General features: G+C 58.4%; 30 protein-coding genes. 17 read left to right on the forward strand and 13 right to left on the reverse strand.

The genetic code is table 11. From position 1 onward, the window contains the following. Window positions 1-44: 44 nt before the first annotated feature. Window positions 45-818 carry a 1,6-dihydroxycyclohexa-2,4-diene-1-carboxylate dehydrogenase gene (locus BLW70_RS16725; RefSeq protein ID WP_074875711.1) on the forward strand — a complete coding sequence of 258 codons (774 nt, stop codon included), beginning with the start codon at window positions 45-47 and terminating at the stop codon, window positions 816-818. A gap of 5 nt (window positions 819-823) precedes the next feature. Here BLW70_RS16725 and BLW70_RS16730 read toward each other — a convergent pair whose 3' ends face one another. After that, window positions 824-1,186, reverse strand: a complete 363-nt coding sequence (locus BLW70_RS16730; protein ID WP_074875713.1) for an NUDIX hydrolase — start codon at window positions 1,184-1,186, stop codon at window positions 824-826. 211 nt (window positions 1,187-1,397) lie between these two features. Here BLW70_RS16730 and BLW70_RS16735 point away from each other — a divergent pair, with 211 nt between their 5' ends. Further along, window positions 1,398-1,601: a DUF2188 domain-containing protein gene (locus BLW70_RS16735; RefSeq protein ID WP_074875715.1), complete on the forward strand. Its 204-nt coding sequence runs from the start codon at window positions 1,398-1,400 to the stop codon at window positions 1,599-1,601. Between the two features lie 6 nt (window positions 1,602-1,607). Here the strand turns inward: BLW70_RS16735 and BLW70_RS16740 are convergent, their stop codons facing one another. Both BLW70_RS16740 and BLW70_RS16745 read right to left on the reverse strand, forming a co-directional pair. After that, complete coding sequence (locus BLW70_RS16740; protein ID WP_413037945.1) at window positions 1,608-1,769, reverse strand: hypothetical protein; 162 nt, start codon at window positions 1,767-1,769, stop codon at window positions 1,608-1,610. 12 nt (window positions 1,770-1,781) lie between these two features. Continuing rightward, window positions 1,782-2,021: a hypothetical protein gene (locus tag BLW70_RS16745; protein ID WP_074875717.1), complete on the reverse strand. Its 240-nt coding sequence runs from the start codon at window positions 2,019-2,021 to the stop codon at window positions 1,782-1,784. A 170-nt stretch (window positions 2,022-2,191) separates the two neighbouring features. On the opposite strand from BLW70_RS16745, the gene BLW70_RS16750 reads away from it, so the two are divergent. Both BLW70_RS16750 and BLW70_RS16755 read left to right on the forward strand, forming a co-directional pair. After that, window positions 2,192-2,410: a hypothetical protein gene (locus tag BLW70_RS16750; RefSeq protein WP_074875719.1), complete on the forward strand. Its 219-nt coding sequence runs from the start codon at window positions 2,192-2,194 to the stop codon at window positions 2,408-2,410. Between the two features lie 70 nt (window positions 2,411-2,480). After that, complete coding sequence (locus tag BLW70_RS16755) at window positions 2,481-2,816, forward strand: hypothetical protein (RefSeq protein ID WP_074875721.1); 336 nt, start codon at window positions 2,481-2,483, stop codon at window positions 2,814-2,816. 3 nt (window positions 2,817-2,819) lie between these two features. Here BLW70_RS16755 and BLW70_RS16760 read toward each other — a convergent pair whose 3' ends face one another. After that, on the reverse strand, window positions 2,820-3,389 hold the full coding sequence (locus tag BLW70_RS16760) for an RrF2 family transcriptional regulator (protein WP_074875722.1): 570 nt from the start codon (window positions 3,387-3,389) through the stop codon (window positions 2,820-2,822). Between the two features lie 283 nt (window positions 3,390-3,672). On the opposite strand from BLW70_RS16760, the gene BLW70_RS16765 reads away from it, so the two are divergent. The 4 genes from BLW70_RS16765 (at window position 3,673) to BLW70_RS16780 (ending at window position 8,272) form a co-directional block, all read left to right on the forward strand. After that, window positions 3,673-4,875, forward strand: a complete 1,203-nt coding sequence (locus BLW70_RS16765) for an NAD(P)/FAD-dependent oxidoreductase (protein WP_074875724.1) — start codon at window positions 3,673-3,675, stop codon at window positions 4,873-4,875. Window positions 4,876-5,031: 156 nt separating this feature from the next. Further along, window positions 5,032-6,321 (forward strand): NAD(P)/FAD-dependent oxidoreductase, encoded by a 1,290-nt coding sequence (locus BLW70_RS16770; protein WP_074875726.1) that lies wholly within the window; start codon window positions 5,032-5,034, stop codon window positions 6,319-6,321. Between the two features lie 25 nt (window positions 6,322-6,346). Continuing rightward, the gene (locus tag BLW70_RS16775; RefSeq protein WP_074875728.1) at window positions 6,347-6,901 is read left to right on the forward strand and encodes a helix-turn-helix domain-containing protein; all 555 of its coding nucleotides are present in this window, start codon (window positions 6,347-6,349) and stop codon (window positions 6,899-6,901) included. Between the two features lie 24 nt (window positions 6,902-6,925). Then, the gene (locus BLW70_RS16780) at window positions 6,926-8,272 is read left to right on the forward strand and encodes a glutamine synthetase family protein (RefSeq protein ID WP_074875730.1); all 1,347 of its coding nucleotides are present in this window, start codon (window positions 6,926-6,928) and stop codon (window positions 8,270-8,272) included. A gap of 219 nt (window positions 8,273-8,491) precedes the next feature. On the opposite strand, the gene BLW70_RS16785 is transcribed toward BLW70_RS16780, so the two are convergent. Together BLW70_RS16785 and BLW70_RS16790 are read right to left on the reverse strand one after the other, a co-directional pair. Continuing rightward, entirely contained in the window at window positions 8,492-9,124 is a 633-nt protein-coding gene (locus tag BLW70_RS16785) for a response regulator (RefSeq protein ID WP_008154581.1), read from the reverse strand. A 31-nt stretch (window positions 9,125-9,155) separates the two neighbouring features. Further along, a complete protein-coding gene (locus BLW70_RS16790) occupies window positions 9,156-10,523 on the reverse strand; it encodes a cache domain-containing protein (protein ID WP_074875732.1) in 1,368 nt (455 codons plus the stop codon). A gap of 945 nt (window positions 10,524-11,468) precedes the next feature. Here BLW70_RS16790 and BLW70_RS16795 point away from each other — a divergent pair. After that, complete coding sequence (locus BLW70_RS16795; RefSeq protein ID WP_074875734.1) at window positions 11,469-13,526, forward strand: carbon starvation CstA family protein; 2,058 nt, start codon at window positions 11,469-11,471, stop codon at window positions 13,524-13,526. 14 nt (window positions 13,527-13,540) lie between these two features. Then, entirely contained in the window at window positions 13,541-13,738 is a 198-nt protein-coding gene (locus tag BLW70_RS16800; protein WP_007900300.1) for a YbdD/YjiX family protein, read from the forward strand. 89 nt (window positions 13,739-13,827) lie between these two features. On the opposite strand, the gene BLW70_RS16805 is transcribed toward BLW70_RS16800, so the two are convergent. Further along, a complete protein-coding gene (locus BLW70_RS16805; protein ID WP_074875736.1) occupies window positions 13,828-14,541 on the reverse strand; it encodes a metallophosphoesterase in 714 nt (237 codons plus the stop codon). A gap of 131 nt (window positions 14,542-14,672) precedes the next feature. Continuing rightward, on the reverse strand, window positions 14,673-14,876 hold the full coding sequence (locus BLW70_RS16810; RefSeq protein WP_074875738.1) for a hypothetical protein: 204 nt from the start codon (window positions 14,874-14,876) through the stop codon (window positions 14,673-14,675). A 467-nt stretch (window positions 14,877-15,343) separates the two neighbouring features. Between BLW70_RS16810 and BLW70_RS16815 the strand changes: the two genes are divergently transcribed. Beyond that, a complete protein-coding gene (locus tag BLW70_RS16815) occupies window positions 15,344-15,742 on the forward strand; it encodes a YfeK family protein (RefSeq protein WP_074875740.1) in 399 nt (132 codons plus the stop codon). A gap of 132 nt (window positions 15,743-15,874) precedes the next feature. Here the strand turns inward: BLW70_RS16815 and BLW70_RS16820 are convergent, their stop codons facing one another. Continuing rightward, window positions 15,875-16,132 carry a DUF2790 domain-containing protein gene (locus BLW70_RS16820; protein WP_074875742.1) on the reverse strand — a complete coding sequence of 86 codons (258 nt, stop codon included), beginning with the start codon at window positions 16,130-16,132 and terminating at the stop codon, window positions 15,875-15,877. Between the two features lie 273 nt (window positions 16,133-16,405). Between BLW70_RS16820 and BLW70_RS16825 the strand changes: the two genes are divergently transcribed. Next, entirely contained in the window at window positions 16,406-16,627 is a 222-nt protein-coding gene (locus tag BLW70_RS16825) for a hypothetical protein (protein WP_074875744.1), read from the forward strand. A 17-nt stretch (window positions 16,628-16,644) separates the two neighbouring features. Here BLW70_RS16825 and BLW70_RS16830 read toward each other — a convergent pair whose 3' ends face one another. Next, window positions 16,645-17,547, reverse strand: coding sequence for a LysR substrate-binding domain-containing protein (locus BLW70_RS16830; RefSeq protein WP_074875746.1), 903 nt, complete (start codon window positions 17,545-17,547; stop codon window positions 16,645-16,647). Between the two features lie 149 nt (window positions 17,548-17,696). On the opposite strand from BLW70_RS16830, the gene BLW70_RS16835 reads away from it, so the two are divergent. Both BLW70_RS16835 and BLW70_RS16840 read left to right on the forward strand, forming a co-directional pair. Next, entirely contained in the window at window positions 17,697-18,998 is a 1,302-nt protein-coding gene (locus BLW70_RS16835; RefSeq protein WP_074875748.1) for an NAD(P)/FAD-dependent oxidoreductase, read from the forward strand. A gap of 51 nt (window positions 18,999-19,049) precedes the next feature. Beyond that, entirely contained in the window at window positions 19,050-20,138 is a 1,089-nt protein-coding gene (locus tag BLW70_RS16840) for a polyamine ABC transporter substrate-binding protein (RefSeq protein ID WP_074875750.1), read from the forward strand. A 3-nt stretch (window positions 20,139-20,141) separates the two neighbouring features. Here the strand turns inward: BLW70_RS16840 and BLW70_RS16845 are convergent, their stop codons facing one another. The 3 genes from BLW70_RS16845 to chrA all read right to left on the reverse strand — a co-directional run bounded on the left by BLW70_RS16845 (window position 20,142) and on the right by chrA (window position 22,380). Continuing rightward, window positions 20,142-20,654, reverse strand: coding sequence for a DUF6644 family protein (locus BLW70_RS16845; protein WP_074875752.1), 513 nt, complete (start codon window positions 20,652-20,654; stop codon window positions 20,142-20,144). Next, the gene (locus BLW70_RS16850; RefSeq protein ID WP_074875754.1) at window positions 20,654-21,004 is read right to left on the reverse strand and encodes a DUF6152 family protein; all 351 of its coding nucleotides are present in this window, start codon (window positions 21,002-21,004) and stop codon (window positions 20,654-20,656) included. The genes BLW70_RS16845 and BLW70_RS16850 overlap by 1 nt, the downstream gene beginning before the upstream one ends. Window positions 21,005-21,171: 167 nt before the next feature. After that, complete coding sequence (gene chrA, locus BLW70_RS16855) at window positions 21,172-22,380, reverse strand: chromate efflux transporter (protein ID WP_074875756.1); 1,209 nt, start codon at window positions 22,378-22,380, stop codon at window positions 21,172-21,174. A 182-nt stretch (window positions 22,381-22,562) separates the two neighbouring features. Between chrA and BLW70_RS16860 the strand changes: the two genes are divergently transcribed. From BLW70_RS16860 to BLW70_RS16870, 3 genes are read left to right on the forward strand one after another with little or no spacing between them, the layout of a single operon-like run. Beyond that, window positions 22,563-23,534 carry a tripartite tricarboxylate transporter substrate binding protein gene (locus tag BLW70_RS16860; protein WP_074875758.1) on the forward strand — a complete coding sequence of 324 codons (972 nt, stop codon included), beginning with the start codon at window positions 22,563-22,565 and terminating at the stop codon, window positions 23,532-23,534. Beyond that, window positions 23,531-24,025 (forward strand): tripartite tricarboxylate transporter TctB family protein, encoded by a 495-nt coding sequence (locus tag BLW70_RS16865; protein WP_074875760.1) that lies wholly within the window; start codon window positions 23,531-23,533, stop codon window positions 24,023-24,025. Before BLW70_RS16860 ends, BLW70_RS16865 begins: the two co-directional genes overlap by 4 nt. Window positions 24,026-24,049: 24 nt before the next feature. Then, window positions 24,050-25,558, forward strand: coding sequence for a tripartite tricarboxylate transporter permease (locus BLW70_RS16870; RefSeq protein WP_074875763.1), 1,509 nt, complete (start codon window positions 24,050-24,052; stop codon window positions 25,556-25,558). Window positions 25,559-25,616: the final 58 nt, after the last annotated feature.

Consider the following 25,616-nt stretch of genomic DNA (forward strand, 5'->3'; position numbering starts at 1 on the left):
AGATAGCCGTTCCCTGCGAAATTGATTTTCGCATCGAGGTATTTATGAACAGATTCACAGATAAAGTCGCGCTGATTACCGGCGCAGCCCAAGGCATTGGTCGGCGCGTTGCCGAGCGCATGGCGGTGGAAGGTGCGCGGTTGATTCTGGTCGATCGCTCCGAGCGGGTGTTCGAGGTTCAGCAGCAATTGGGGCAGGGCAGCCAGGTGCTCGCGCTGACCGCCGATCTTGAGCAATACAGCGAATGCAGCCGCGTCATGCAAACCGCCGTCGAGCGTTTCGGGCGTCTGGATGTGCTGGTCAATAATGTGGGGGGGACGATCTGGGCCAAGCCTTTTGAGCATTACGAAGCGTCGCAGATTGAGGCTGAGGTGCGCCGTTCACTGTTTCCGACGCTGTGGTGCTGTCATGCCGCGCTGCCGTTCATGCTCGAGCAGGGCAGCGGCGCCATCGTCAATGTTTCGTCCATCGCCACGCGCAGTGTCAATCGCGTGCCGTACGGTGCGGCGAAGGGAGGGGTCAACGCGCTGACCGCTTGCCTGGCCTTTGAAACCGCCGGTCGCGGGATTCGGGTCAATGCCACCGCGCCCGGTGGCACTGAAGCGCCGCCGCGGGTCATTCCGCGCAACAGCGCTGATCAGAGCGAACAAGAGAAGGTCTGGTATCAGCAGATAGTCGACCAGACGCTCGACAGCAGTTTGATGAAGCGCTATGGCACGCTGGATGAACAGGCAAGCGCAATTCTGTTTCTGGCCAGCGACGAAGCGTCTTACATTACCGGCATGATCATGCCGGTCGGTGGCGGCGACCTCGGTTGATTCACTTACAAGCGACGCTGAAACGCTTTGATGATTCTGAGCGTGGCGTTGCTGGTGTTCAGGTTCTGGACCGCGTCCAGCGGATACCAGATGCAATCGAAGATTTCGTTTTGTGGGCGGGCCTCATCCGCGTTCTCCACGGAGGCCTCGTAAACATGGTGTTGGGTGCTGGCCGTTTGCAATTCCATCAGGTACAGCATCCCAGCGACCCCAAGCCCGGTCTCTTCCTGGAGCTCTCGTGTGGCGGCGTCGGCAATGGCTTCACCACGTTCAACCTTTCCGCCGGGCAGCATCCACCGACTCCTTGGCTTGCGCACCAGGAGAATGTGTCGGTGTTGCTCGCAAATGACGGTCGCGCGTACTTTCATGTGTTACCCGATTGCTGTTTGTCATAAAACAGTCATAAAAATGCAATATTCGAGCCGAGGTGTCTGCCTCAATGGTTGGAGTGATGGACGAGGCTGGAAGTGCAATCGCGTTTCGAAATACTGGCGCGACGTCTGGTCGGCACTTCTTGAAGGGGCGGGTGTAAGGTATTCAAGTGAATCCAGGATCATCACTGCCGAAATGGAGGTGACTATGAGCGTTCCGATGCTGACCAAAATGCACATGAACGGTTATGACGTACTCAGCGTGAACAACGGCCCGTGGCGGGTGTGCACCAAAGGTGACCGGCTTGGAGCCTTTGGCAGTAAAGAGGAAGCACTGGCCTTTGCGGCCGCTCTTCCCGGCTACAAGGCCAAGGCGAGTCGGCCTGCACGCAGCCAGCAATCAGACAAATAGCACGCTTTAAGCCCTGGTTCGCCGGGGCTTTTCTTTGTGCACTTGATCCTTGCTCATGCCGGTCTCGCCCTTTGCAACCAGCGTTCGATCCCGATAGACACGCGATTCGGAGCTGTAGCCACCCAACGCCGCCAGTACAACGACCAGCGCGCCTGGAGGTTTGTGCATGGCAATGCTCTGCTATTGAGCTTTTGTTCGAGTGATGATCTTGGCCTTCACTTCCTCGGCATACCCCTTCAGTCGTTCTTCATCTCCCTGAAAAAGTTCGCACAGCTTCAGGATTGCTTGCGCATCCACGTCATTGCCAGTCAGGCGTAGCTGCTCTGCGATGCGTAAAAGCTCTACGGCTGACCATCTCAGATCCGACGCAAGCCCTTGCAGGTCACGCCGAAGTTCGTTTTCAGATTCGTTAAGCCACATGATGACCTCCTGCCAATCTCCGCTACAAAATTTTAGTCCCATTTCCCGGGCCAGGGCGTTTTGTTCGTCTGGACCGTTGGTGCAACCTTCTGTCGGGAAGATGAACGCGAACCCGCAGATTTGATGTCGTAGTGAGGTAGTCAATTTTTGCTAGGGCGAGGCAACTTCAAATGACGGCGACTGATGAGTTTAGATTTCATGCCCATGAGCTGATCGTTGATCTGGACGCGGCCACCACGGAAATGATGAAACTGATTTCTGCACATCAGCTGAGCGGCCCGGAATGGGAGCGGGTCACTCAATGGCAGCACGAAGCGTATGAAAGATGGATGACTTATCTGAACGAGAGGTCATACCCGGAAACCGGCGATCACAACGCCCCTTGCTGAGTTCAGTGCAACGGATGGATGTCTGGACAGCGACACGCTACATTCCCCTTTTTCGGGATAAGGAAGCGTCATGCGCAAATTGATTGGGGGAGTGGGGTTGGCGTTGCTGGCGGGCTGTTCATTGCCCGCGTCCCTGGTGCCGGGTGAACCCAACGTCAGCAAGTACAGCGACAAGGTGCCGAAAGACTATGCCGCGTGCGTTCTGCCGGCGTGGCAGCGGGAGATACCCAACACGACCCAATCGGCGATCTCCAATGGCTACAGAGTCACCGCGCCGAGCATTATCACGGCCGACGAAATTGTCGATATCGTGAAATCCAAGGATGGCAGTCACGTATCGCTTTATCAGGGGCCGCCCTGGGCGAAATCCGGGGCGTTGCGTCAGGCAGTGCGTGATTGTCTTTAAGGTTTAGTCGGTGATATCGGTTGCCTGGATGATCGCGTCGGCGCTTGCCTGAGTGCTCGCATTGATTTTCTTTTCCCGACGATCGTTTATCCAGTTGTCCACCTGAGCATTGAATTGCGCTGGCGCTTTTCGTCCGACCTTTCTGGCGAGATCAAGAATGGTCTGCTGGGCGAGGGCGTCTTCCATGCGTTTCTGCGCGGTCATCATGACGGCATGCACCGAACATGGACCCGCCAGCGCCCACGCTGGCGCGGAACCTTCGAACAAAGCGCAACGCCCCCGAATCTCTCGGCAATCGAAGATGAGTTTCTGGCCGTCGATGGCATTGACGATATCCAGAATGCTGATTTCGTCAGAAGGCCGGGCCAGCTTGAAGCCGCCGCGCACGCCTTCAGTGGCGACCACCAGTTTTGCCTTGGCCAGTTTGGTGAAGATTTTTGCCAGATAGTCCTGTGGCACGCCTTGCAGTTCGGCAAGGTCGCGCACGCTCGCCTCACGGGTGTCGCCGCTGGTGCCGACCAGAAAAACCAGGCAGTGAATGCCGTACTCAACGCCTGCGCTGTAAAGAGACATATCTATCTCCGACCAAAGTAGTCGCAAATGCTAACAGCGGGACGCGAGCTGGGCAACGCGTCCTGTCGCTTCTTCATTATGCGTCGCGCGGCAGTTTTGCCTCTCGATAGCCCTTTTTCGGACAAATCGAACTTTTCGATACCAACCATCAGTAATTTCGTTTTGTGCCCTGTAACTAGGATCAATATAGTCGCCGTTGTCAGGTCCGCATTGGGAAGCAGCCGCTACCGAAGCGCGTGACCTTTAACGAATTCATCACTTGGTCTTTTCCCCGGAGTTAAAAATGAAACAACACATCCTGGTTATTGGCGCAGGTTTCGGTGGCATGTGGACGGCTTTGAGCGCCACGCGTCTGTTCGACATTCATGGCCACAACGACGTTGAAGTGACCGTTCTGGCTCCTCAGGCCGAGCTGCGAGTGCGTCCGCGCTTCTACGAGCCGAATGCGCACCAGTTGGCTGCACCGATTGGCGAACTGTTCGATGCGGTTGGCGTCCAGTTCATCAAGGGCTCTGCCGAAACCATCGACGTTGAGCAAAAACGGGTCGGCTACGTTGATGCGTCCGGCAACCAGCGGGTGTGCAACTACGACAAACTCGTTCTGGCGACCGGCAGCCGCCTGGCCTTGCCGAACACGCCAGGTGTGGCGGAACACGCCTTCGACGTGGATCAGATCGAACAGGCCATACGCCTGGAAAATCACCTCAAGTCCTTGGTCAACCTGCCAGAAAGCCAGGCTCGCAACACCGTAGTGGTGGCCGGCGGTGGCTTCACCGGGATTGAAACCGCGACTGAAATGCCTGCGCGGTTGCGCGCCATCCTCGGTGATCGCGCCGACATCGAAGTGATCATCGTTGATCGTGGCGAGAAAGTTGGCGGGTCCATGGGCGCCGAGATCGCCAAGTCGATCGTTGAAGCCAGTATTGAAACGGGCGTGACATGGCGCTTGAAATCGTCGGTCGTGGCTGTCGATGAAAATGGCGTGGCCCTGACCGATGGCCAGCGCATCGATGCTAAAACGGTGGTCTGGACCACCGGTGTGCGCGCCAGCTCGTTGACCGAGCAGATTCCGGCCGAACGCGATCACCTCGGTCGTCTGCACGTCGACGCGCACTTGAAAGTCATTGGCCAGGAAGACATCTTCGCCACCGGCGACGTCGCCTACGCCGCCAGCGATGACATCGGCAACTTCGCATTGATGACTTGCCAGCACGCTATTTCGCTGGGTCGTCATGCCGGCAACAACGTTGCCGCACAGATTCTAGGCGTGGACCCGACTCCATACAGCCAGCCTAAATACGTGACCTGCCTGGATCTGGGCGCCTGGGGCGCCGTCTACACCGAGGGTTGGGACCGCCAGGTGAAGTTGGTCAAGGAGGAAGGCAAGGCGTTGAAGACCCAGATCAACACAATGTGGATCTACCCGCCCGCAGCTGATCGTGTCACTGCGCTGGCTTCTGCGGATCCGATGATTCCTGTTGCCTGAAATCTCGGCAGCGTTGCTTCGATAACGCTGTCTGTTTAAAAAATCCCGCCAGGGTTTCCTGGGAGGGATTTTTTTTTGCGCCTTGAACGGTTGCGGTCGTGAAATTTAGTGTGTACTTTTTCATGAAATTAAAAGTATAAAAATTCACGAGGCTGTATGTTCCAGCAATCTTCCCGGCACGTCGCCAGCTATTACGCCCACACCTGCGCGGATCGCTTGGTGGCTCGAGCTGTTTTTGACGGCGAGCAGGACACCGAGGTGTTGATCATCGGGGCCGGCTTCAGTGGGTTGCATACGGCGTTGCGTCTGGCCCTGGCCGGTAAGCGCGTGACGTTGCTCGAAGCCAGTCGGGTCGCCTGGGCCGCCTCAGGGCGCAATGGCGGTCAGGCCATTCTCGGTTGGTCGTGTGACATGCCGCCGTTGGAGGCTGCGTTGGGTTATGAGCGTGCGCGCCGGTTATGGGACAGCATGCGTTGGGCTGCCCGGGAGTTGCGAGACTTGCCTGGCCGCCATGGTTTCGATTGCGACTATCGGCCTGGTCACCTGTGGACGTCGGTGATGCCGCGTCGAGTGAGTCTGCTGACAGAATGGCAACACGAGGCCAGCCACAAGTGGGGCCACGATAATTTGCAGTTCATTTCGCGTGAGGCGTTGCCTGATTGGGTCTCCAGTGAGCGCTATCAGGCGGGCCTGTTCGATCCTGAAGGCGGGCATTTGAATCCGCTGAAACTGGCGCTCGGCCTCGCCGCTGCGATTGAGCAGGCCGGTGGATGCATTCATGAGCAGAGCAAGGCGCTGAGTTATCGCGAAGAGGGCGGTCAGTATGTAGTTGCCACTGAGCGCGGGCAGATTCGCGCCGACGTGCTGGTGCTGGCGTGCAACGCCTACCTTGATCGGCTTGATCCGAAGCTGTCGAGTTGTGTGTTGCCGGTTGGCACTTATCAGGTGGCAACCGCGCCACTCTCAGAGCGACAGGCGACTGCGCTGATACCGAGCAATGTGTGCGTCACCGACAACCAGTTTGTCCTCGATTATTTCCGCCGTACGCCAGACAACCGCCTGCTGTTCGGCGGTGGATGCACTTACCTGGGCGGCATGCCGAAGGACATCGCCGCTGCGACACGGCCCTATCTGGAACGCGTGTTTCCCCAACTCAAGGGCGTAGAACTGGACTTCGCCTGGGGAGGGCACATCGATCTGACCCTCAAGCGCACGCCTGACATCGGTCGACGTGGCGACCTCTACTGGCTACAGGGTTACTCAGGGCATGGCGTGCTGCCGACGTTGGCCGGGGCGCGTGCTGTGTCCGACGCGATTCTTGGCCAGCCCGATGAGCTGGCGTTGTACCAGGGGTTGATCAACGGCAGCTTTCCCGGAGGGAAGTATTTGGCCGCACCGCTGGAAGCCATCGGCAAAGCCTGGTATCGCCTGCGCGACAGCCTTTGAAACATCAATTTCCGGAAACCTTCTGATGGACATGCAAGAAGAAATCTCGGCGCTGGCGATCCTGATCCAGGACCTGCGCAAACACAAAAAATACACCCTGAAAGACTTGGCGGACAAAATCGGTCGTTCGGTGGGCTTTCTTTCGCAAGTAGAACGGGGTTTATCACGTCCCACGGTGGCGGACTTGACCGCCATCAGCGAAACCCTCGGCGTGCCGACCACCTATTTCTATAGCTTGCCCAAGCCCATGGCGTTGCCTTGGGTGACCCGTCCGGATGAGCGACGCACGTTGTATTACGCCGACGGGATCACCGACATCCTTGTCTCGCCGAAGATGCGGGCGTCCTTCTCAATGCTTGAAAGCCAACTGGAGCCCGGCGCCAGCAGCGGTGACCGGCACATGAACGACAGCTCGGAGCAGGGTGGCTATGTCCTCGAGGGGGAGCTGACGCTATGGCTGGATGACGACAAACCGGTGACGTTGCGCACCGGCGACAGTTTCCAGCTGGCCAGTCACACACATTGCCGCTACGGCAACCTCTCGGATCGGCTCGCCCGGGTGCTTTGGGTTTACACCTGATAAAAACAACAAGGAACACTAACGATGGATGCTGTCTGCTCTGATCTGGTTGCTGAGGTTCGCGCGTTTCGCCAGCGCTTCCCGCAGGTGCGTTACGTTGACCTGATTTCCCTGGATATTCCCGGGCATTTTTATGGCAAGCGCTACCCGATAGAAATGCTCGAGAAGGTCGCCGCTGGCAGCGCGCTCAAGCTGCCGCAAAACTGCGTGTTGCTGGGTACGCAGGGCGGTCTGTTCAAAATCGGTGACTACTGTTTCAACGACGGCGACCCGGATGCTCCCCGCCGCCTGGTGCCCGGTACGCTCAAGCCCGTGAGTTGGGAAAACCAACTGCTGGGGCAAATGCTGATTACCTCGAGCGGTACTGAGAAGCCTATCGTTTTCGAGCCGCGTGAGGTGTTGGCGCAGGTGCTCGAGCGCCTTGGCCGAAAAGGGATTTTCCCCGTCGTCGCGTTCGAGCTGGAGTTCTATCTGTTCGATCGACAGCTACGTGACGGCTTGCCACAGTTCCCTCGCGATCAGCTGACTGACGATGCCGATGATCAGCCGAATATGCACATCGAACGGCTGTCGAGATTTTCACCGGTACTCGATGACATGGTCGAGACGGCGAGGGCGCAAGGCATTGATGCCACGGTGATCACTGCGGAGCTGGGCCCGGGCCAGTTCGAAATCAATTTCGGTCACCTTGACGATGGCCTGCGTGCGGCCGACTGGGCGGCCCTGTTCTGCCGCAGCACGCGGGGCGTGGCCCTCAAGCACAATCACCGCGCCAGCTTCATGGCAAAACCCTATTTGCAGCATCCCGGTAGCGGCATGCATGTGCATGTGAGCCTTTACGACGAGGCGGGAACCAACCTGTTGGCGGCAAACGATCAGCAGGCGCTGCGCCATGCCGTGGCCGGTTGCCTTGAAGTGTTGCCGCATTGCATGCCGATCTTTGCACCGAATCACAACGCCATGCGGCGCTTGAGCGGCACGGTGAATGTGGCGACGCGCGCCAGTTGGGGCTTTGAAGATCGTGACGCCTGCCTGCGGGTGCCTGAGTCGGACGCGAAGAATCTGCGCATCGAACATCGCCTGGCGGGCGCGGATGCCAATCCATATCTGGTGTTGGCGGCGATTCTGGTCGGGCTGGAGCACGGGTTGGAAGTGGGTCGTGAACCGATTGCATCCCTCAACGAAGATCGTGGCAGCGGAGTCGACTTCCCGCTGGAGATGCTGGAGGCCGTGCGTTCGATGCAAAACAATGTGCAACTGCGCGAGGGTTTGGGGGCCGAGTTTGTGAATGTCTACTGCGAAAACAAACGCCAGGACCATTTGGCATTCCTGCAGGACATCAGCGCGCGGGAGTATCGCTGGTACCTCTAAGTGAGTCCTTGTTACGGTGCGCCCATAAAAAATGTGTGGATATTGAATGAGTTAGACGATTTAGTAACTGGTTGGTGAGCCAAAATATCTTGTTGCAGGCAGAAATATTAAGTAATATTCGCCCGCGTTCACCACCACGGTTTATGCATTTTGAGTCCCAGGCGTCCATCAGCTGCCTGGGATTTTTTTTGCCTGAAATTCGCGACAAATGTATATCCGCTACCGCGAAATGATCCCGTGATCGATCGCGTATTTGACCAGGGCCGCGGGTTTGTCGATGTTGAGTTTGCGCCGGATGCTCAGGCGATGGGTTTCTACCGTGCGAACGCTGATGTCCAGTTCACGGGCCATCTCCTTGTTGTTCAGCCCTTGAGCCATCTTGTACAACACCTGGCTCTCGCGCGGTGTCAGCTCGTTGTCGGTATTTTTATCGGCGATGAGCCGCTGGGCGATCTCGGCGCTGTAGAACGTGCCGCCACTGGCGATGGCTTCGATCGCCGCGATGATTTCCCGTGACGGTGAGTTCTTCAGGACATAGCCGCTGGCCCCCGCGCGAACGGACTCACTTACGTATTCGTTATTGTCGTACATGCTCAGCACCAGCACCTTGAGCGACGGGTACTGGCTGCGTAATACCCGGGTCAGCTCGAGCCCGTTCATGTCCCGCAGGCTGATATCGACCAGCAACAGGTCCGGCTGGCAGCGCCCGACCATTTCAATGGCATCCGCGCCACTCTCGGCTTCGCCCACGACTTCCAGGGGAGGCATGACCGCCAGCAGCGCTTTGATCCCGTCGCGGACCAGGGCGTGATCGTCGACCAGGGCGACGCGGATCGGGTAGGGCAGGTTCATCGCGGGTATTCACTCTTGTTGTGGGGGCGAGTCAGTGTGTTGTACCGGGCGTTTTCATTGGCAGCCAAACGTCCAGCTCGCTTCTTCCCGGCATCGAGATCAGATCGAATCGTCCACCAAAATGCTCGACACGCTCACGGATATTACGCAGGCCAATGCCCGTATGACGACGTTCGACCTGGGCAACGTTGAAACCGATACCGTCATCGACCACCGTCAACCGAATTGAATCTTCGGACCCGTGCAGGGTAATGGAGACGTTTTTAGCTTGGGCGTGTCGTTCAATATTGGTCAGGCCTTCTTGCACGATGCGAAACAGCGAGACCGCTGCCCCATCGACCAGGTGGCAGTCGAATTCGTTGTCGTTAAAAGTCACCACCAGGCCGCTGCGTTGCTCGAATTCTGCGGCGAGTTGACCGATCGCCGCCGGCAGGCCCAGGGTGTCGAGCAGCGAGGAACGCAGGTCGTGGGAGAGGCTGCGAACCTCGCCAATCGCTTCGCCCAGGCGCTCCGTGGCGTCTCTTAGCGTACTCAAACCCTTGTCATGTGCTTGGCCATTCTCGAGCAGGTGGCTGGCCAGTTCGAACTGAAACTTGATCGAGACCAGTAACTGGCTGATGCCGTCGTGCAGTTCACGGGAAACCCGTGAGCGTTCTTCCTCTTGCAAGCTGACGATACGCTGGGTCAGGCGCTGCAGTTTTTTGTCGGCCAGACGATGCTCGCTGACGTTCAGTGTCATGCCGCTGGCGAAGACAAACAGCACCGCCACGAGGGCCACCGCGGCAATCGCCAGCATGGTCTTGCGAATGCCCTGGGCCACTTCGTCACGCGCCTGCTGGGTCGCGCGTTCAACGTCTTCAAGGTAGATGCCGGTGCCGAGCATCCAGCCCCAACGATCCAGCATCACTACATAGGCGAGCTTGTCGGTCACTTGGCCGGAGGAGGGTTTGTTCCAGGCGTAGCGCTGAAAGCCTTCGCCCGATTGCGCACTTTTGAGCAATGCCTGGATTACCGGCAAACCGTGAGGGTCCTTCATGTCCCAAAGGTATTTGCCTACCAGCTCGGACTGGCGCGCGTGCATCAGGCTGCGGCCTTCGTGGTCGTAGACGAAGAAGTAGCCATTGATGCCAAAGCTGAGCTTGCGCAGTTCTTCCAGCACTTTTTGCTGGGCGTGTTCGTCGCCGTGGCCGTCGTCGTACAGCGGTTCGATCAGGCTTTGCGCCATTTCGACGTAGTTCTTAAGTTCTGCGCGCTTGCTGGCCAGAATGCTGTCTTCGATCAGTTGCGCCTGTTGTTCACCCAGTTGCCGGTTCATGGAAATCACCAGCGCGCAGATGACGGCGATGGCCAGCATCAGCGGCAGAATCCCGAGCGCGACGATTTTGTGTTTGAGCTGCATCTGTGCTCCTGTCCGGACCGAGGGAAGGCGAAGGCCCGGCATCATATGCCAAAGATATGCGGGGCCAGTAGCGGTGCTGGACGGAATGACTTGTGGCTTGGATTTCTGTAGGAGCTGAGCTTGCTCGCGATGGCGGCCTGACAGCCGACCAATCTCTTTCAGGTGTACATATCCATTGCTGCGGTAACGGTGGCTTAGGGTTTCGCCCTTACGGCGAGTCCCTTTTGTCAAACGCCACAAAAGGAACCAAAAAGTCTCGCCCCGGCGTCCGGCCCCTCGCTTGGGCTCGGCGTTCCTTCGTTCCGGTGTTCATCTGGGGGCATCGCCTCCGGTCGGCTTCGCTTCGACCTCCTCTCGATGTGTTCGACTGCGTCGAACGGCGCTGCGCGCCTGCCCCCCAGATGAACACCTCCACTCAGCCTCCCGAAGGGGCGGGTGGATCAAGATCAAGAGCTGCAGGCGAGCTAACGCTCGGCCTGATGAGTGGTGAGGGGCGAAAGGCGAAAGGCGAAAGGCGAAAGGCGTACGCCGATCTCCTGTGGCAGCGAGCCTGCTCGCGATGGCGGCCTGACAGCCGACCAATCACTTCCTGCCAAACATCCAATCCCTGTGGGAGCTGGCTTGCCTGCGAAGGCGGCCTGACAGCCGACCAATTACTCGCAGGTGTACACCATTTCCCTGTGGGAGTGAGCCTGCTCGCGATAGCGGTATATCAGACGACATCAATCTTGAATGACAACTCGCATTAGCGACCAAGTCGATCGTCGCACTGCCGCTCCAACAAGTAGCTCGCGGTCTTCTACGTAGAACTACGTAGAAGTCGCGTACGTAGTAACGCGGATTTATTTGTAGACGGCATGCGGGGATATTGGGCCAGCTCCGCACAGCGGACACAATTATAAAAATTACCGCCGCAGTCCATTGGCTGTCGGCAGGAGACACGCTATGCCCCGTCTGGCTAAACACCTCGCCTGGTTTGCCGTGGCTGTCCTGGGAGCGTTTGCGCTAAGTGTCGTGGCCCTGCGCCGCGGCGAAGCGATCAATGCCCTCTGGATCGTAGTCGCAGCAGTCGCTATCTATCTCGTTGCATACCGCTACTACAGCCTGTTCATCGCTACCAAAGTGATGCAACTCGACCCCAATCGTGCCACGCCCGCTGTCGTTAACAATGACGGTCTGGACTACGTGCCGACCAATAAACACGTGCTCTTCGGTCACCACTTCGCAGCCATTGCTGGTGCGGGGCCGCTGGTCGGTCCGGTGCTGGCGGCGCAGATGGGTTACCTGCCCGGTACGCTGTGGCTGATTGCCGGCGTAGTGCTGGCCGGTGCCGTTCAGGATTTCATGGTCCTGTTCATGTCCACCCGCCGCAACGGCCGTTCCCTCGGTGACATGGTCCGTGAGGAAATGGGCCGCATCCCCGGGACCATCGCGCTGTTTGGCTGCTTCCTGATCATGATCATCATCCTCGCGGTGCTGGCGCTGATCGTTGTGAAAGCCCTGGCCGAGAGCCCGTGGGGGATTTTCACGGTGATGGCGACCATCCCGATCGCGATGTTCATGGGCATTTACATGCGCTACATCCGCCCGGGCCGCATCGGTGAAATCTCCATCGTCGGCGTGCTGTTGCTGCTCGGTTCGATCTGGCTCGGCGGGCAGATTGCTGCTGATCCGGTCTGGGCCAAGGCCTTTACCTTCACCGGGATCCAGATCACCTGGATGCTGATCGGCTACGGTTTCGTCGCCGCGGTATTGCCGGTGTGGCTGATTCTGGCGCCGCGGGACTACCTGTCGACTTTCCTGAAAATCGGCACCATCGTGGCTTTGGCGATCGGCATCCTGATCACCATGCCCGACCTGAAAATGCCGGCACTCACCCAGTTCGTCGACGGCACCGGACCGGTGTGGAAGGGCGGTCTGTTCCCGTTCCTGTTCATCACCATCGCCTGTGGTGCGGTTTCCGGTTTCCACGCGCTGATCGCTTCCGGTACCACACCGAAGTTGTTGGCCAGCGAAGGCCATGCCCGTTACATCGGTTACGGCGGCATGCTGATGGAATCCTTCGTTGCCATCATGGCCATGGTCGCCGCGTCGGTGATCGAGCCGGGCGTGTACTTCGCCATGAACAGCCCGGCGGCGCTTGTCGGCTCTGATGCTGTTACGGTTGCTCAGACCGTCAGCAGCTGGGGCTTTGCAATCACCCCGGAAGCGCTGCAAGCGGTCGCCAGGGACATCGGTGAAACCACCATCCTGGCCCGTGCCGGCGGTGCGCCGACCCTGGCGGTCGGTATCGCGCAGATCCTGCACCAGCTTCTGCCGGGTGAAAACACCATGGCGTTCTGGTACCACTTCGCGATCCTGTTTGAGGCGCTGTTCATCCTGACGGCTGTAGACGCCGGTACCCGTGCCGGGCGTTTCATGCTGCAGGACTTGCTCGGTTCTTTCGTGCCAGCGCTGAAACGCACCGAATCCTGGACCGCCAACCTGATCGCCACCGCCGGTTGTGTGGCGATGTGGGGTTACTTGTTGTACCAGGGCGTGATCGATCCGCTGGGTGGCATCAATACCTTGTGGCCGCTGTTCGGTATTTCCAACCAGATGCTGGCCGGTATCGCGCTGATGTTGGCGACTGTCGTGCTGATCAAAATGAAACGCCAGCGCTACGTCTGGGTCACCATGCTGCCGGCTGTGTGGCTGCTGATCTGCACCACCACGGCAGGTTTCATCAAGCTGTTCGACGCCAACCCGGCGATCGGTTTCCTGGCCTTGGCCAAGAAGTACAGCGATGCCCTGGCCAACGGTCAAATTCTCGCTCCGGCGAAGAGCATCGACCAGATGCAACACGTGATCTACAACGCCTACACCAACGCAACGCTGACGGCGCTGTTCTTGCTGGTGGTCTTCAGCATCCTGTTCTTTGCACTCAAGGTCGGTATTGCCGCCTGGGGCAGCAAGGAACGTACGGACAAAGAAGCGCCATTCCAGGCTCTGCCGGATGCTTGATCGAGGAGTGCAGCATGTTCAATGACCTGAGTCGCCTAGGTAAATACCTCGGTCAGGCCGCGCGCCTGATGGTCGGGATGCCCGACTACGACACCTACGTCGAGCACATGCAGACCAAGCACCCGGACAAACCGGTGATGAGTTATGAGGTGTTCTTTCGGGAACGCCAGGAAGCGCGTTACGGAAGCAAGGCTGGACCGAAGTGCTGTTGATGGACGGTGGCAGTAATGCCACCTGAATCGCTAATAAAGAACCCGGCTGATGAAGCCGGGTTTTTTTTGAGTGGCCGATCCGTGTTGAGTCAGCTTGCGGGAATGGTTTCGAGCGTTTCGAGATCCAGCAGGGTGAAATAACCACGGTCCGGCCTCCAGCCTCCCGTATCGATGTGAATCACATTGCCAAGGCTGACGGGCATATAAAGCGGCGTATGCCCCACGACCAGTGCGCGCAGGCCTTCGACGCCATGGGTCTCCTGCTGATCGAGCCGCCGTCGTGACCACATGCAGAAGTGCTGCACCTCCTGCAGACGCCTGTTGCTTTCCGGCGACTCCAGTTCCTTTCGCAATTGCTGCCATGACGGAAATGGACAATCGGCATGCACGATGCCGATCAGGCCGTAGGCTGTTTCGACTTCAATCGCGATAGGAAGCCTGGCGAACTGCGCCGCGAAGGCGTGCTTCTCGATCAGAGGGAGGTCCATGAACCATGAACCGCCGTTGTCGAGCCAGCTGTCGACGTCGCAGGTGTCGAAGTAAACCACGTAGTCGTCATGGTTGCCTCGCACCGGGTGGAACCATGCTTTGTCCAGCCAATCGAGGGCATCATGGCATTCGGGCCCACGGTCAATCAGATCGCCAACACTGAACAGGCGATCTACCAGGTGGTTGAACCCGGCGGCATCCAGAGCATCCTGCAACCGAGTGAAATGGCCATGAATATCCCCGACCGCGAAATCCCGGCCGGCAACGTTTGCAGCGAAGCGCTTGACGCGTGACATCTCTAAATTTTCGAGCATGGGAATGCCACTCCGGCAGCTCCCCAACGGGCTAGTCAAGTGAGTTTAGGCCAATAAGTGGTACACGACCTTACCGCGCCGGCAAGCGGACCTTTTCCGCTTGCCCGACAAGCTGGCCGGATCAAACTTTGTCAGAGCAAATAAGCCGTTGCTTGCCCGAAAGGGTTGTCCTGCACGCTGGCGATAAGGTGCAGAGGCATGTGTTGCGCATCCAGGGTTGGAACTTCGAAAGTCTCCACAATCTGGGTGTGGCGCTCACTCGGCCCGGTCGACGCTTCGACAAGAGCCTTGGCCATTCTCGCGTGGTTCGCTGCGATTTCGTTGAGAGTTGACACGTTACATCTCCCGGTGACTGACCAAGCGCATCGCTGGCGTCCTAAGCGTTAAGTAAGTGCTGTCGCGTCAGAATTACGTCGTTCTGGGGCAGCTAGGAGCGTCTTGTGCAAACCTTGAGCCAGTCATTGTCAAAAAAATCGCACCAGGTTTCTGATGCGACGAATGGTGGTGGCGGGGCTTTAACGGGATATTTCCTGAGCCTATAAGGCGGGGGAAAAAGGTGATTAGACGTGCAGAAGTAGTTTTGCTAAAAAAATAGTGCATGGTCGCTGTTGACGCGCCAATGCATCTCCATTCTGTTAGATGGAAATCGCCCAACATTGAGCTGGGCAACGATCAATGAGTCTGATGCCGATACAGGGATAAGTAACTGCGACTTTGGCCAACTGCTCGCGCACAGGCATTGGGCTCATTGATCCCCTTTTTTTCCACAGAAAGTCACCCCTTTCAGGACAAGGAAGTAATCATGTGGATTTTGAAAGAAGCGGTGAATCAATCCATTTTCCGCCAATGGCTGATCGCTGCTTCTATCGGCCTTTTTGTGGCGGGCGGTGTACAGGCTCAAACCTCGACACAGGCGAACCAGGAAATCAAGGGCTTGCTGGATTTTGTGGAGCGCAGCGAGTGCAAGTTCGTGCGCAACGGCAGTGAGTACCCTGGACCCGAGGCTCGGGCACATCTCGAAAAGAAGCTGAATTATCTCGAAGGCAAGAACCTGGTGAGCAGCGCAGAAGACTTCATCGATCTTGCTGCCACTAAAAGCAGCATGTCTGGCAAAGCCTATGAAGTGCGGTGCGCAACTGGCGTTCAGCCGACGAGCACCTGGCTGAAGACGGAGCTACAGAGACATCGTCAGCTTCATTGAGCCTATTCCCTGAAACGGATATGTACCCAAACCTTAAGCGGTGTCGGCAACCTGACCTGTCACAGCGGCGGGCTACAGAGGTCAGCCAGTGGCGCCAATGTAGCCCGGTCCTCTGCGAATACAGGCGACTGATCAGTTAGCGCCGATGCAACCCATGCCCTGGACCTGGTAATCCAGCACGTGTTTGCGACCCTGATGGTCGAGGTATATCAGCTGCGCGGGGACGATGCCGCAATCCTGCGTGATGATGTTGCTGGACAGGTCTTTGGCGATATCCAGGTGGACGAAGAAACCGGTCTTGTCGTGAATGACAGGTTCGGCGGTCTGGGTATCGGCAACGGCCGAACTCGTGGCGAGGAGAGCAGCAAACCCGAGGATTAACATTTTCATGATGACTTCCTCTATTCAGGGGCGGGTTGGCTGCCGATGGGTTGCCTGGCAGTGAAGCCAGGTCAGCCAGTCGATCCGCACAATCGACCCACGGTTGAATGTCAATTCTGTAATGAAACGGCGCCGAAATGACGGGGGGCGACCGGCGGCTTCAAGGCATGTGGCTCGATGGCAGCTCGATGGTGGTCGCGCTCCTGCCTGCCATATGTCGGGAGCGAGGAACGTCACTCATGAAAAAACTTCGAAACGAAGACTGTCTTTGGGAGTTTGAGCATGAGTGATGATCAAAAGAGCGAAGCCCTGGCGGCTTGGTATCAGCTGCTGAAAGTGCCCGAAATCCGGATGGATGCCGAAGAGCAATATGACCAGTTGCTCAAGGCTGCCGATGAAATGGAGCGCACCGGGCTCATCAACAGCGTTGAATGGCGCAAGCTGGTTCAAGAGGCGAGCGCTGCTTTTGCCAATGCGACAGAAGGGTTGGGGCGCGGAACGTAGGGGTCAAATCCTGATGGTCAAACTTCGCCTGTTGGCCGTTCGGCCTGTTGGGCGAACCACTGCATGATCAGCGAGCAGGCGGGATGAGCCGCGGCGGAAGGTTGCAGGTTCAAGGCGTAAATGCCGCGGGTCTTCAAGGGGTGGCCGAACGGAACGACGAGCACGCCTCGTTCCAGTGATTCGCCTGCCAGGGTCAGGTCAGTCATGGCGACGCCCAACCCTCGCGCCGCCGCATCGAGCGCCAACTCGTCGAGGTTGAAGGGGATATGGCGGTAGTCCTCCAGTGACTGGCCGTCATTGGCGTGCAGCCACTGGCCCCAGTCATGCTTGTCCGCCGAGCGATGCAACAGTGGGAACCGCATAAGATCGGCCACCGATTCCAACGGCTGGGTCGTGCTGCCCAGGCCAGGGGCGCACACCGGCACCAGCGCCTCTTCGAACAAGGTCAGGCAGTCAGGATCGCGGGACGGCTCGGGCAGATAGAGGATGTAGGCGTCGCTGTCGATGGCCGGTTCCACTACTTCCGTGGCCACGGTTTCGATCGACAGCGAAACCTGCGGATGACTTCGATAGAACTCGCTCAACTTTGGCAGCAACCATCGAACCGCCAGCGATACATGCATGCGGATGCGGAAGGGGCGTTTTTGCGGTGTCAGCCGATCTTCCAGGGTTTTCAGTTGCGCCAGGATACTTCGGGCGGTCGCAAGCACCTGTTCGCCTTCTGGTGTCAGCCGAACACTGCGGCTGTTCCTGACGAACATCGGCAAGTCGAAGTGGCTCTCCAACTGCTGGATTTTTCGACTCACTGCGCTTTGGGTCAGACAGAGCTTTTGCGCCGCTTGCGTGAAGCTGCCCGAGCCTGCGACCTCGACCAGCGCCTGCAAGGCCTGGAGAGAAGGAACGTGGTGAATTTTATCCATGCGCTTTTTGAATGGCTCGATGAGTTTATAACGTTGGTTGTATCACTACAGGCCTTATAGATTCTAGCTCTAGCCAGCGCCGGCCGGAAAGACTCATGCGATGACGTCATGTGCGGCGCTTGCGGAACTACAGGCAGACGAGGTGATGCATGACCAATGTATGTGGCTGGATTGCGCAGGCGGGGAATTCTTCCGCTCGCGATGCTCTCAAAGGCACGCAAAAAGCCGATTGGCTGATTGTCGGTGCCGGTATCACCGGGCTGTGCGCCGCTCACACACTCGCTGAAATGCACCCGCAGGCGCGGATCGTGATTGTCGACAGGCAGCGGGCCGCGCAGGGCGCTTCGGCGCGCAATTCGGGCTTCGTGGTCGGGCATGAACATCCCTCCAAGGATGAGTTGATCGGCAACCCGGGGTTTGCTGGTTTTGAAGTCGATACCTCGATTTCACGTGCCGCCAGTGACGAAGTGCGTCAGCGCATCGCTCATCTGGGCATCGAATGTGAATTCAGGGAATCGGGCTACTTCTTCGCCGTCAACGATCCCGGCAAGTTGACCGACGTCGCGGCCAAACTGGCAACGCTACGTGCTGTTAGCGCCTCTGCGGATTTTCTGGAAGCTGAACCGCTGAGCAAAAAACTGGGCACCGCGCATTACCAGGCCGCGATCTGGTGCGGCAATGGCAACGCATTGCTGCAACCGGCGAAATATGTGAAGGGCCTGCTGGATACGCTGCCAGCTAACGTAACCCTGTTCGAAAACACCGATATCACCGGCCTGGAGCGCTTGGGCAAAGGGCGTATTCGCGCCAATGGTGCCGATGGAAGCATCGAGGCCAGGCAAGTCCTGGTGTGCCTGAACGCGTTCATTCCGCGCTCAGGGATAGAGGACAGCGGGACGTTCCCGATGGAACTCAGCGCCAGCCTGACACGGCCGCTCAGCGACGCCGAGTTCACGTCCATCGGCGCGGTTGAGCCTTGGGGCGTGCTGTCCACCCGGCCATTGGGCGCTACGGTGCGACTGACTCCAGACCGCCGCGTGATGATCCGCAACACCGCGGAATACCGTTCCCGGGATATATCCGACAGTGAGCTGCTGCACCGTCGCAAACACCATGTGCTGGGCTTGCAACGCCGTTTTCCATTCTTGAACGAGCAGGACATTCAATACACCTGGACCGGACACTTGAGCGCTTCGCGCACCGGGCAACCGTATTTTTCAAAGGTCGACGAAGGGGTGTTTGCGGTGGCCGGCTGCAATGGTTCGGGCGTCGCACGCGGCACCCTTTGGGGGCGCTTGATCGCCGAACTGGCATCCGGTGACAGCTCGCCCATCCTCGAATCGGTGATGCGCAGGGCCCAACCGGGGTGGCTGCCGCCGCGCCCCTTTCTCGATATCGGTGCCATGCTTCGAATGCGCGTGGAGGCGATCAGGGCCAAAACAGAAATCTAGAATACCCGGCGATCAAACAATAAAAACTCATCCAACACACGGTGATTGAACATGCGCGTCAATAACATTTCCCTGATGGTCGTGCTTACGACGTTGTCGGCAGCCACCTACGCTGACGAAGTCGTCAATATTTCAAACTGGAACGGCTACATTGCCGACGACACCTTGACCACGTTCACCAGGGAATCGGGGATCAAGGCAACGTACGACATTCACGACAGCAACGAAGTGCTGGAATCCAAGTTGATGACTGGCAACACCGGCTATGACGTGGTGAGCCCTTCAAACCATTTTCTGTCCCGGTTGATCAAAGCCGGGGCGGTGCAGAAACTCGATAAAAGCCAGCTGCCGAACTGGAAAAACCTCGATCCGGCGCTGATGAAAAAACTCGAGGTCAATGATCCGGGCAACCAGTACGGTTATCCGTATATGTGGGGCACGGCGGGTATCGGCTACAACGTCGAGAAGATCAAGGCGATCTTCGGCAACACCGATGTCACCCATTCGTGGAATCTGTTTTTTGATGAAAACAACATCAAGAAACTGAGCCAGTGCGGCGTGGCGATTATCGATAACCCTACGCAGATCCTGCCGATCACCCTGAATTACCTGGGGCTGCCGTCCCATAGTCACGAGCCGGCGGATTACAAGAAAGCCGAGCAGGCGCTGCTCAAGATCAGACCTTATGTCCAGTATTTCCACGCCTCCAAGTACATCAGCGACCTGGCGAACGGCAATGTCTGCGCGGTGATCGGTTTCAACGGCGACATCGTGCAGGCGGCCGCCAGCGCCAAGGAAGCCAACAACGGCATCGAAATCGCTTATTCGATCCCTGACGAAGGCTCGACACTGTGGTTCGACATGGTGGTCATGCCCAAGAGCGCGCCGCACGAAAAGAATGGCTACGCCTACATGAACTACCTGCTGACGCCGCAAGTCATTGCCAACATCAGCAACAGCATCCATTACGCCAACCCCAACCTGGCGGCGGACCAGTATGTTGTTCCTGCGGTGAAGCAGGACCTGGCGATTTATCCGCCGACAGGTGTGCTGGACAAGTTGTTTACCGTAGAGGAACTCCCCGCGGCCATCGCACGGCTGACGACCCGCCTGTGGACCAAGTTGAAAACCAATACCTGATGATCAGGTGTAGGCCAATAACCGACCGCACAACACCACGCTGACCCATAACCCAATCGAAAGCAGCGCCTGGATTTTTGCGATTCCAGGCGCCGCAGCACCCGTGTTCCACTGGGTGACCGAGCGGTATATCCCGACGTGGAAAAGCGCAGCGTTGAGCCCGGCAGTAGCGATCAGACATAGTTTCAGGATGAAGATGTCATTCGATGCGAAGTCGTGGGGATGGGCGGAAAACATCATCAGCCCGGCGGGCACGATCAACAGCAGTGCGAGGACGGACCAGGTCAGCAGGTGGCGAGCCAGGGCCGTTACGGCAATCTCTTTCGACAGCCCAAGGACCCGCAGATCGAACATCACGACAGAGCCGACCAGCACTGAAAATCCGATGATGTGAACCACTTCGACCATCGGATACAGCCACAGGTCACCGCGCATGGCCGCGCCAAGCTGCGACTCGCCGACCCAGTCCAGCCAGCTGCCCGGACTCGATCCGGCGCTGGTATCACTGGCCTGCATCACCGCAACTCGGTGGTCTTGTCGCCGACCGTGATGCGTTCGGCGCGCATCTCATCGGGTTTGTTGCGATTCTGATAGCCGACCACGCTGGCGGTGTTACCCACACTCAGCATCTCCCGGGAAAGGCCGCGGTTCTCCATGCGCGAGGGCGGTGCCAGGACGACGTTCCAGGTTTTGTCTGGTGTTTTGAGACGCACGAAGCCGTGCGGATGGGAGTAACCGGATTCTTCTATCGTGCCGTTCAGCTGCAGGGGATTGCTGGAGTCGTATTCACTCCAGCCGTGATGCGCGAACGCCGCCGTCGCAGCCAGTAACAGTGACAATCCAATGCTGCCGAGCATGCCTTTCATGGCAAGTCTCCTGTTGCAGATCATTGATCAACGTGAGTCCTGACGTGTTTTCGCCACAGAGGTTTTTAGAATAGCCCGACATTTTTCAGCATTGCGCCGAGCAAATGTTTCTGAAGAAGTAGATGTTTGAATATCAATAGCTTGCTTGTCGGCTATTGTCCTGTTCCTCACAACAGCATATTCAACAGCCACCCCGCGACCCCGCAGCCGACCACTACCAGCCACGGCGGGAGTTTCCAGAACATCAATGCAACCAAAGCGATCAGTGCCAAACCGAAGTCCTGCGGCTTGAAAATGGCACTGGTCCAGACAGGCTGGTACAGCGCCGCCAACAACAAGCCGACCACCGCTGCATTGACGCCGGCCAGCGCGGCCTGTGTGCGCAAACTGCGGCGCAAGCGCTCCCAAAAAGGCAAGACCCCCACGATCAACAGAAAGGACGGCACAAAGATCGCCAACAAGCAGATCATGCCGCCGATCCAGCCCGACGGGGCGAGGTTCATCGAGGCGCCGAGGAACGCGGCGAAGGTGAACAAGGGGCCGGGAACGGCCTGCGCGGCACCATATCCGGCAAGAAAGGTTTCGTTGTCGACCCAGCCAGAAGGCACCACCTCGGCTTGCAGCAGTGGCAAAACAACGTGCCCCCCGCCGAATACCAGTGAGCCGGACCGGTAGAAGGCATCCACCATCGCCACGGTTTGACTGGGCAGCAACTGGGTCAAGAGCGGCAAGCCAACCAGCAATGCCAGGAACAGCGACAGCCAGAGCGCCCCGGCCCGGGGGCTGATCGTGATCGGCAGAGGCTCGTGCCTGGCACTCTGATCGGGTTTGAACAACAGTAGGCCGGCCAGGCCCGCAGCGGCAATCACGCTGACCTGTCCCCAGGCGGACGGTTCAAGCAGGGCGACGCAGGCTGCACTGACCATGAGGGTGACTCGCAGTACGTCCGTGCACAGGTTGCGTGCCATGCCCCAGACCGCTTGCGCAACCACCGCGACAGCCACCACTTTGAGGCCGTGCAACGCGCCGGGCGCGAGGGCCGTGCCGAAATGGGAAATGCCCAGTGCAAACAGGATCAGTGCAATGGCCGAAGGTAGCGTGAAACCCGTCCAGGCGGCCAGCGCCCCACGATATCCCGCCCGAGACAGACCCAGCGCCATGCCGACCTGACTGCTGGCCGGACCCGGCAGGAATTGGCAGAGCGCGACCAGATCCGCATAGCTGCGCTCGGTCAGCCAGCGTCGTCGTGTGACGAACTCCTCACGGAAGTAACCCAGGTGTGCAATGGGCCCGCCGAAAGAAGTCAGCCCGAGGCGCAGGAAGATCAAAAACACCGACCACGCGCTGCTGCGGTCATCGGTATGAGGGTTGGTCATGTGTTCATCTTCCTGGTTCGAGCGAGTCCGTTTCATAGGCGAGTGACGATAGCGAATTCGTTAAATGCTGTCTCCCTAACCATGGCCTACGCTTATTGGCAGGCCAATGTGCATCGAGCAGGCTTTTCGCCCTGGTCGATTGCCCCGGCACCTATAAAAACAATGCAATCGGGAGACAACTTATGTCCGCTTTGTTCCGTCGATTCAGCCGCTGCATCGCAACGGCCGTTACCGCAGCTGCGCTCGCGACACCGGCCTTTGCGCTGGACACCGTCAAGTTCATGGCCCCGGGTTCCGTGGGGGGTGGCTATGACCAGACCGCCAGGGTTCTGGGCAAAGCCATGGTCGAGGCCAACACGGCCAAATCCACCACGTTCGAGAACAAGGGCGGAGCAGGGGGGACGTTGGGGCTGGCGCAGTTCGCCAACAGCACCAAGGGCGATCCGAATGCGCTGCTGGTTGTCGGCGCGATCATGGTCACTGCCATTGAACAGAACAAGCCGCAAATCACCTTGAAGGACGTGACGCCGATTGCCCGTCTGTTCACCGAATACAACGTGATTGCCGTGCGCAAGGAGTCTGAATTCAAAACCCTGGAGGACTTGTTGAAAGTCTTCAAGGACAAGCCGACCAGTATTTCCTGGGGCGGTGGCTCCAAGGGGTCGATCGATCACATCGGTATTGCCGAGTTGGCCGCGAAAATGGGTGTCCCGGTCAACAAGGTGAACTACGTCGCCTTCGCGGGTGGGGGTGAAGTCGTTGCTCAGGCATTGGGCGGTCAGATCAAGGTGATCACCGGTGGTTATGCCGAGCTTGGCCAATACATCAGGAACGGCCAGTTCCGAGTACTCGCCATCGGCGCACCAGAACGCGTTGAAGGCATCGATGCACCGACTCTCAAAGAGAAAGGCTACGACGTGACCATTGGCAACTGGCGGGGTGTTTACGGTGCCGCAGGCCTTACGCCCGAGCAGCGCAAGGAAGTGATCGACGCTGTCGTGGCCGCCAGCAACAGCAAAGTCTGGAAAGACAATATCGACACCAACAAATGGTCACCCAACGTCCTGACCGGCGATGAGTTCGGCAAATTCGTCGACGAAGAGCATGTGCGGCTGCGTGCGATGCTGGTCGAGGTCGGGCTGGTTTCGAAATGACCCAGCCTCGCGCAATCGTGCCGGTACAACTGGCGATCGGCGTGGGCGTGATTGCCATCAGCGCCGTGTTGGCGGTGGGCGCATTCCGGTTTCCGCCCGAGATGGGGTTCGTCATCCTGGGAGCCCACGTCTATCCGTACGGTGTCGCGGTGTTCCTGGGTGTGGTCGGGCTGTTGCTGTGTTATCAGGCCGTCACCGGTGGTTTTCGCGAGCTGGCAGACCACAGCGCCGAATCTGCCCAAGCGCTGCCCGGCGGCAAAGCCGGCGCAGCCTGGGTGACCGCGGGGCTGGTGGGGGTGGCCGTGCTGATTAACCTCATCGGCTTCGTATTGGCTGCCGGGCTGCTGTTTGCCTGTTCGGCGCGGGGGTTTGGCAGTCGCCGGCCGGTGAAGGACCTCGCCATCGGCATTGCCCTGACCCTGCCGATTTACTGGCTGTTCAATGCCGGGCTAGGGGTTTCCCTGCCGCCCCTTGTCAACGCCTGGATCTGATCCGGGCCGAAGGAGGTAAACAAGGTGGACACTCTCGCGAACCTGGCCATTGGTTTTTCCGCTGCGCTGACCCCGATCAATTTGATGTGGGGCTTTATCGGCTGTTTGCTCGGCACCGCCATTGGTGTCTTGCCGGGTATCGGGCCGGCGCTGACCGTTGCGCTGCTGCTGCCGATCACCGCCAAGGTCGATCCTACGGGGGCCTTGATCATGTTCGCCGGGATTTATTACGGCGCGCAGTTTGGTGGCTCGACCACTTCCATCCTGCTCAATACGCCCGGTGAATCGTCCTCCATGGTCACGGCCCTGGAAGGCAATCTCATGGCGCGCAACGGCCGGGCAGGACCGGCCCTGGCGACGGCTGCGATAGGCTCATTTGTGGCCGGCACCATCGCGACGGTGTTCCTGACGTTATTTGCCCCGATTGTTGCGACGCTGGCGCTCAGGTTTGGTCCTGCCGAGTATTTCGCGATTCTGGTGCTGTCCTTCACCACGGTGTCTGCGGTACTCGGCGCTTCGATGCTGCGCGGTTTTGTTTCGCTCGGGATTGGGCTGACCATCGGCTTGATCGGCCTGGACTCAACCTCGGGCATCGCTCGTTACACCCTGGCGGTGCCGGAGTTGGTGGATGGCATCGAAGTTGTGCTCGTGGCGGTCGGTTTGTTTGCCGTGGGTGAGGCGTTGTATAGCCTGCTTTATCAGAAAGAAGAAGCGTCTGGCCGGCACCGTTTAACCTCGTTGTGGATGACGCGCGCTGACTGGAAACGCTCGGTTCCTGCCTGGTTGCGCGGCACGTTGATCGGCTTTCCATTCGGGTCGATTCCTGCGGGGGGCGCTGAGATTCCGACGTTCCTGTCCTATTCGGCAGAACGCAAACTGAGCAAATACCCGAAAGAGTTTGCGGGCAACAAGGGCAAGGGGGCGATCGAGGGGGTTGCCGGACCCGAGGCGGCCAACAACGCGAGCGCGACGGGTTCTTTGGTACCACTGCTGACGCTCGGCATTCCGACGTCCGCCACCGCGGCGATTCTGTTGGCCGCGTTCCAGAACTACAACCTGCAACCGGGGCCGATGCTCTTCCAGACGTCGGGAGAATTGGTCTGGACGCTGGTGGCTTCGCTGTATGTCGGCAACGTGATTTTGTTGGTGTTGAATCTTCCGTTGGTGGGGCTGTGGGTCAAGCTCCTGCAGATTCCCCGGCCGTACCTGAACGCGGGGATTCTGGTGTTTGCCACCATCGGGGTGTACGGCATGCGTCACTCTTCCTTCGATCTTTTGCTGATGTTGGCGATTGGGTGGGGCGGGGTCTTGATGCGTCGTTTCGACTTTCCCGTCGCGCCGGTGATCGTCGGCATGCTGCTGGGGCCGATGGCTGAAAAGCAGCTGCGCAATGCGTTGTCCATCAGCGAGGGAGACTGGCTGGTGTTTGTGACGCAACCGATATCGGCTGCGTTCCTTGCGCTGACGCTGCTGGTGCTGTTGGTTCCGTATGTGCTGCATGCTCGCGGTATCAAGTTGCATGAGGATGATTGATTGCAGTGGCCGGTGCAGCCGCTGGGTGTTCACTTAAGGTCGGGGGGCATCACCGCAG

The sequence above is a fragment of the Pseudomonas frederiksbergensis genome (genome assembly GCF_900105495.1).
GTDB classification, from domain to species: Bacteria; Pseudomonadota; Gammaproteobacteria; order Pseudomonadales; family Pseudomonadaceae; genus Aquipseudomonas; species Aquipseudomonas frederiksbergensis.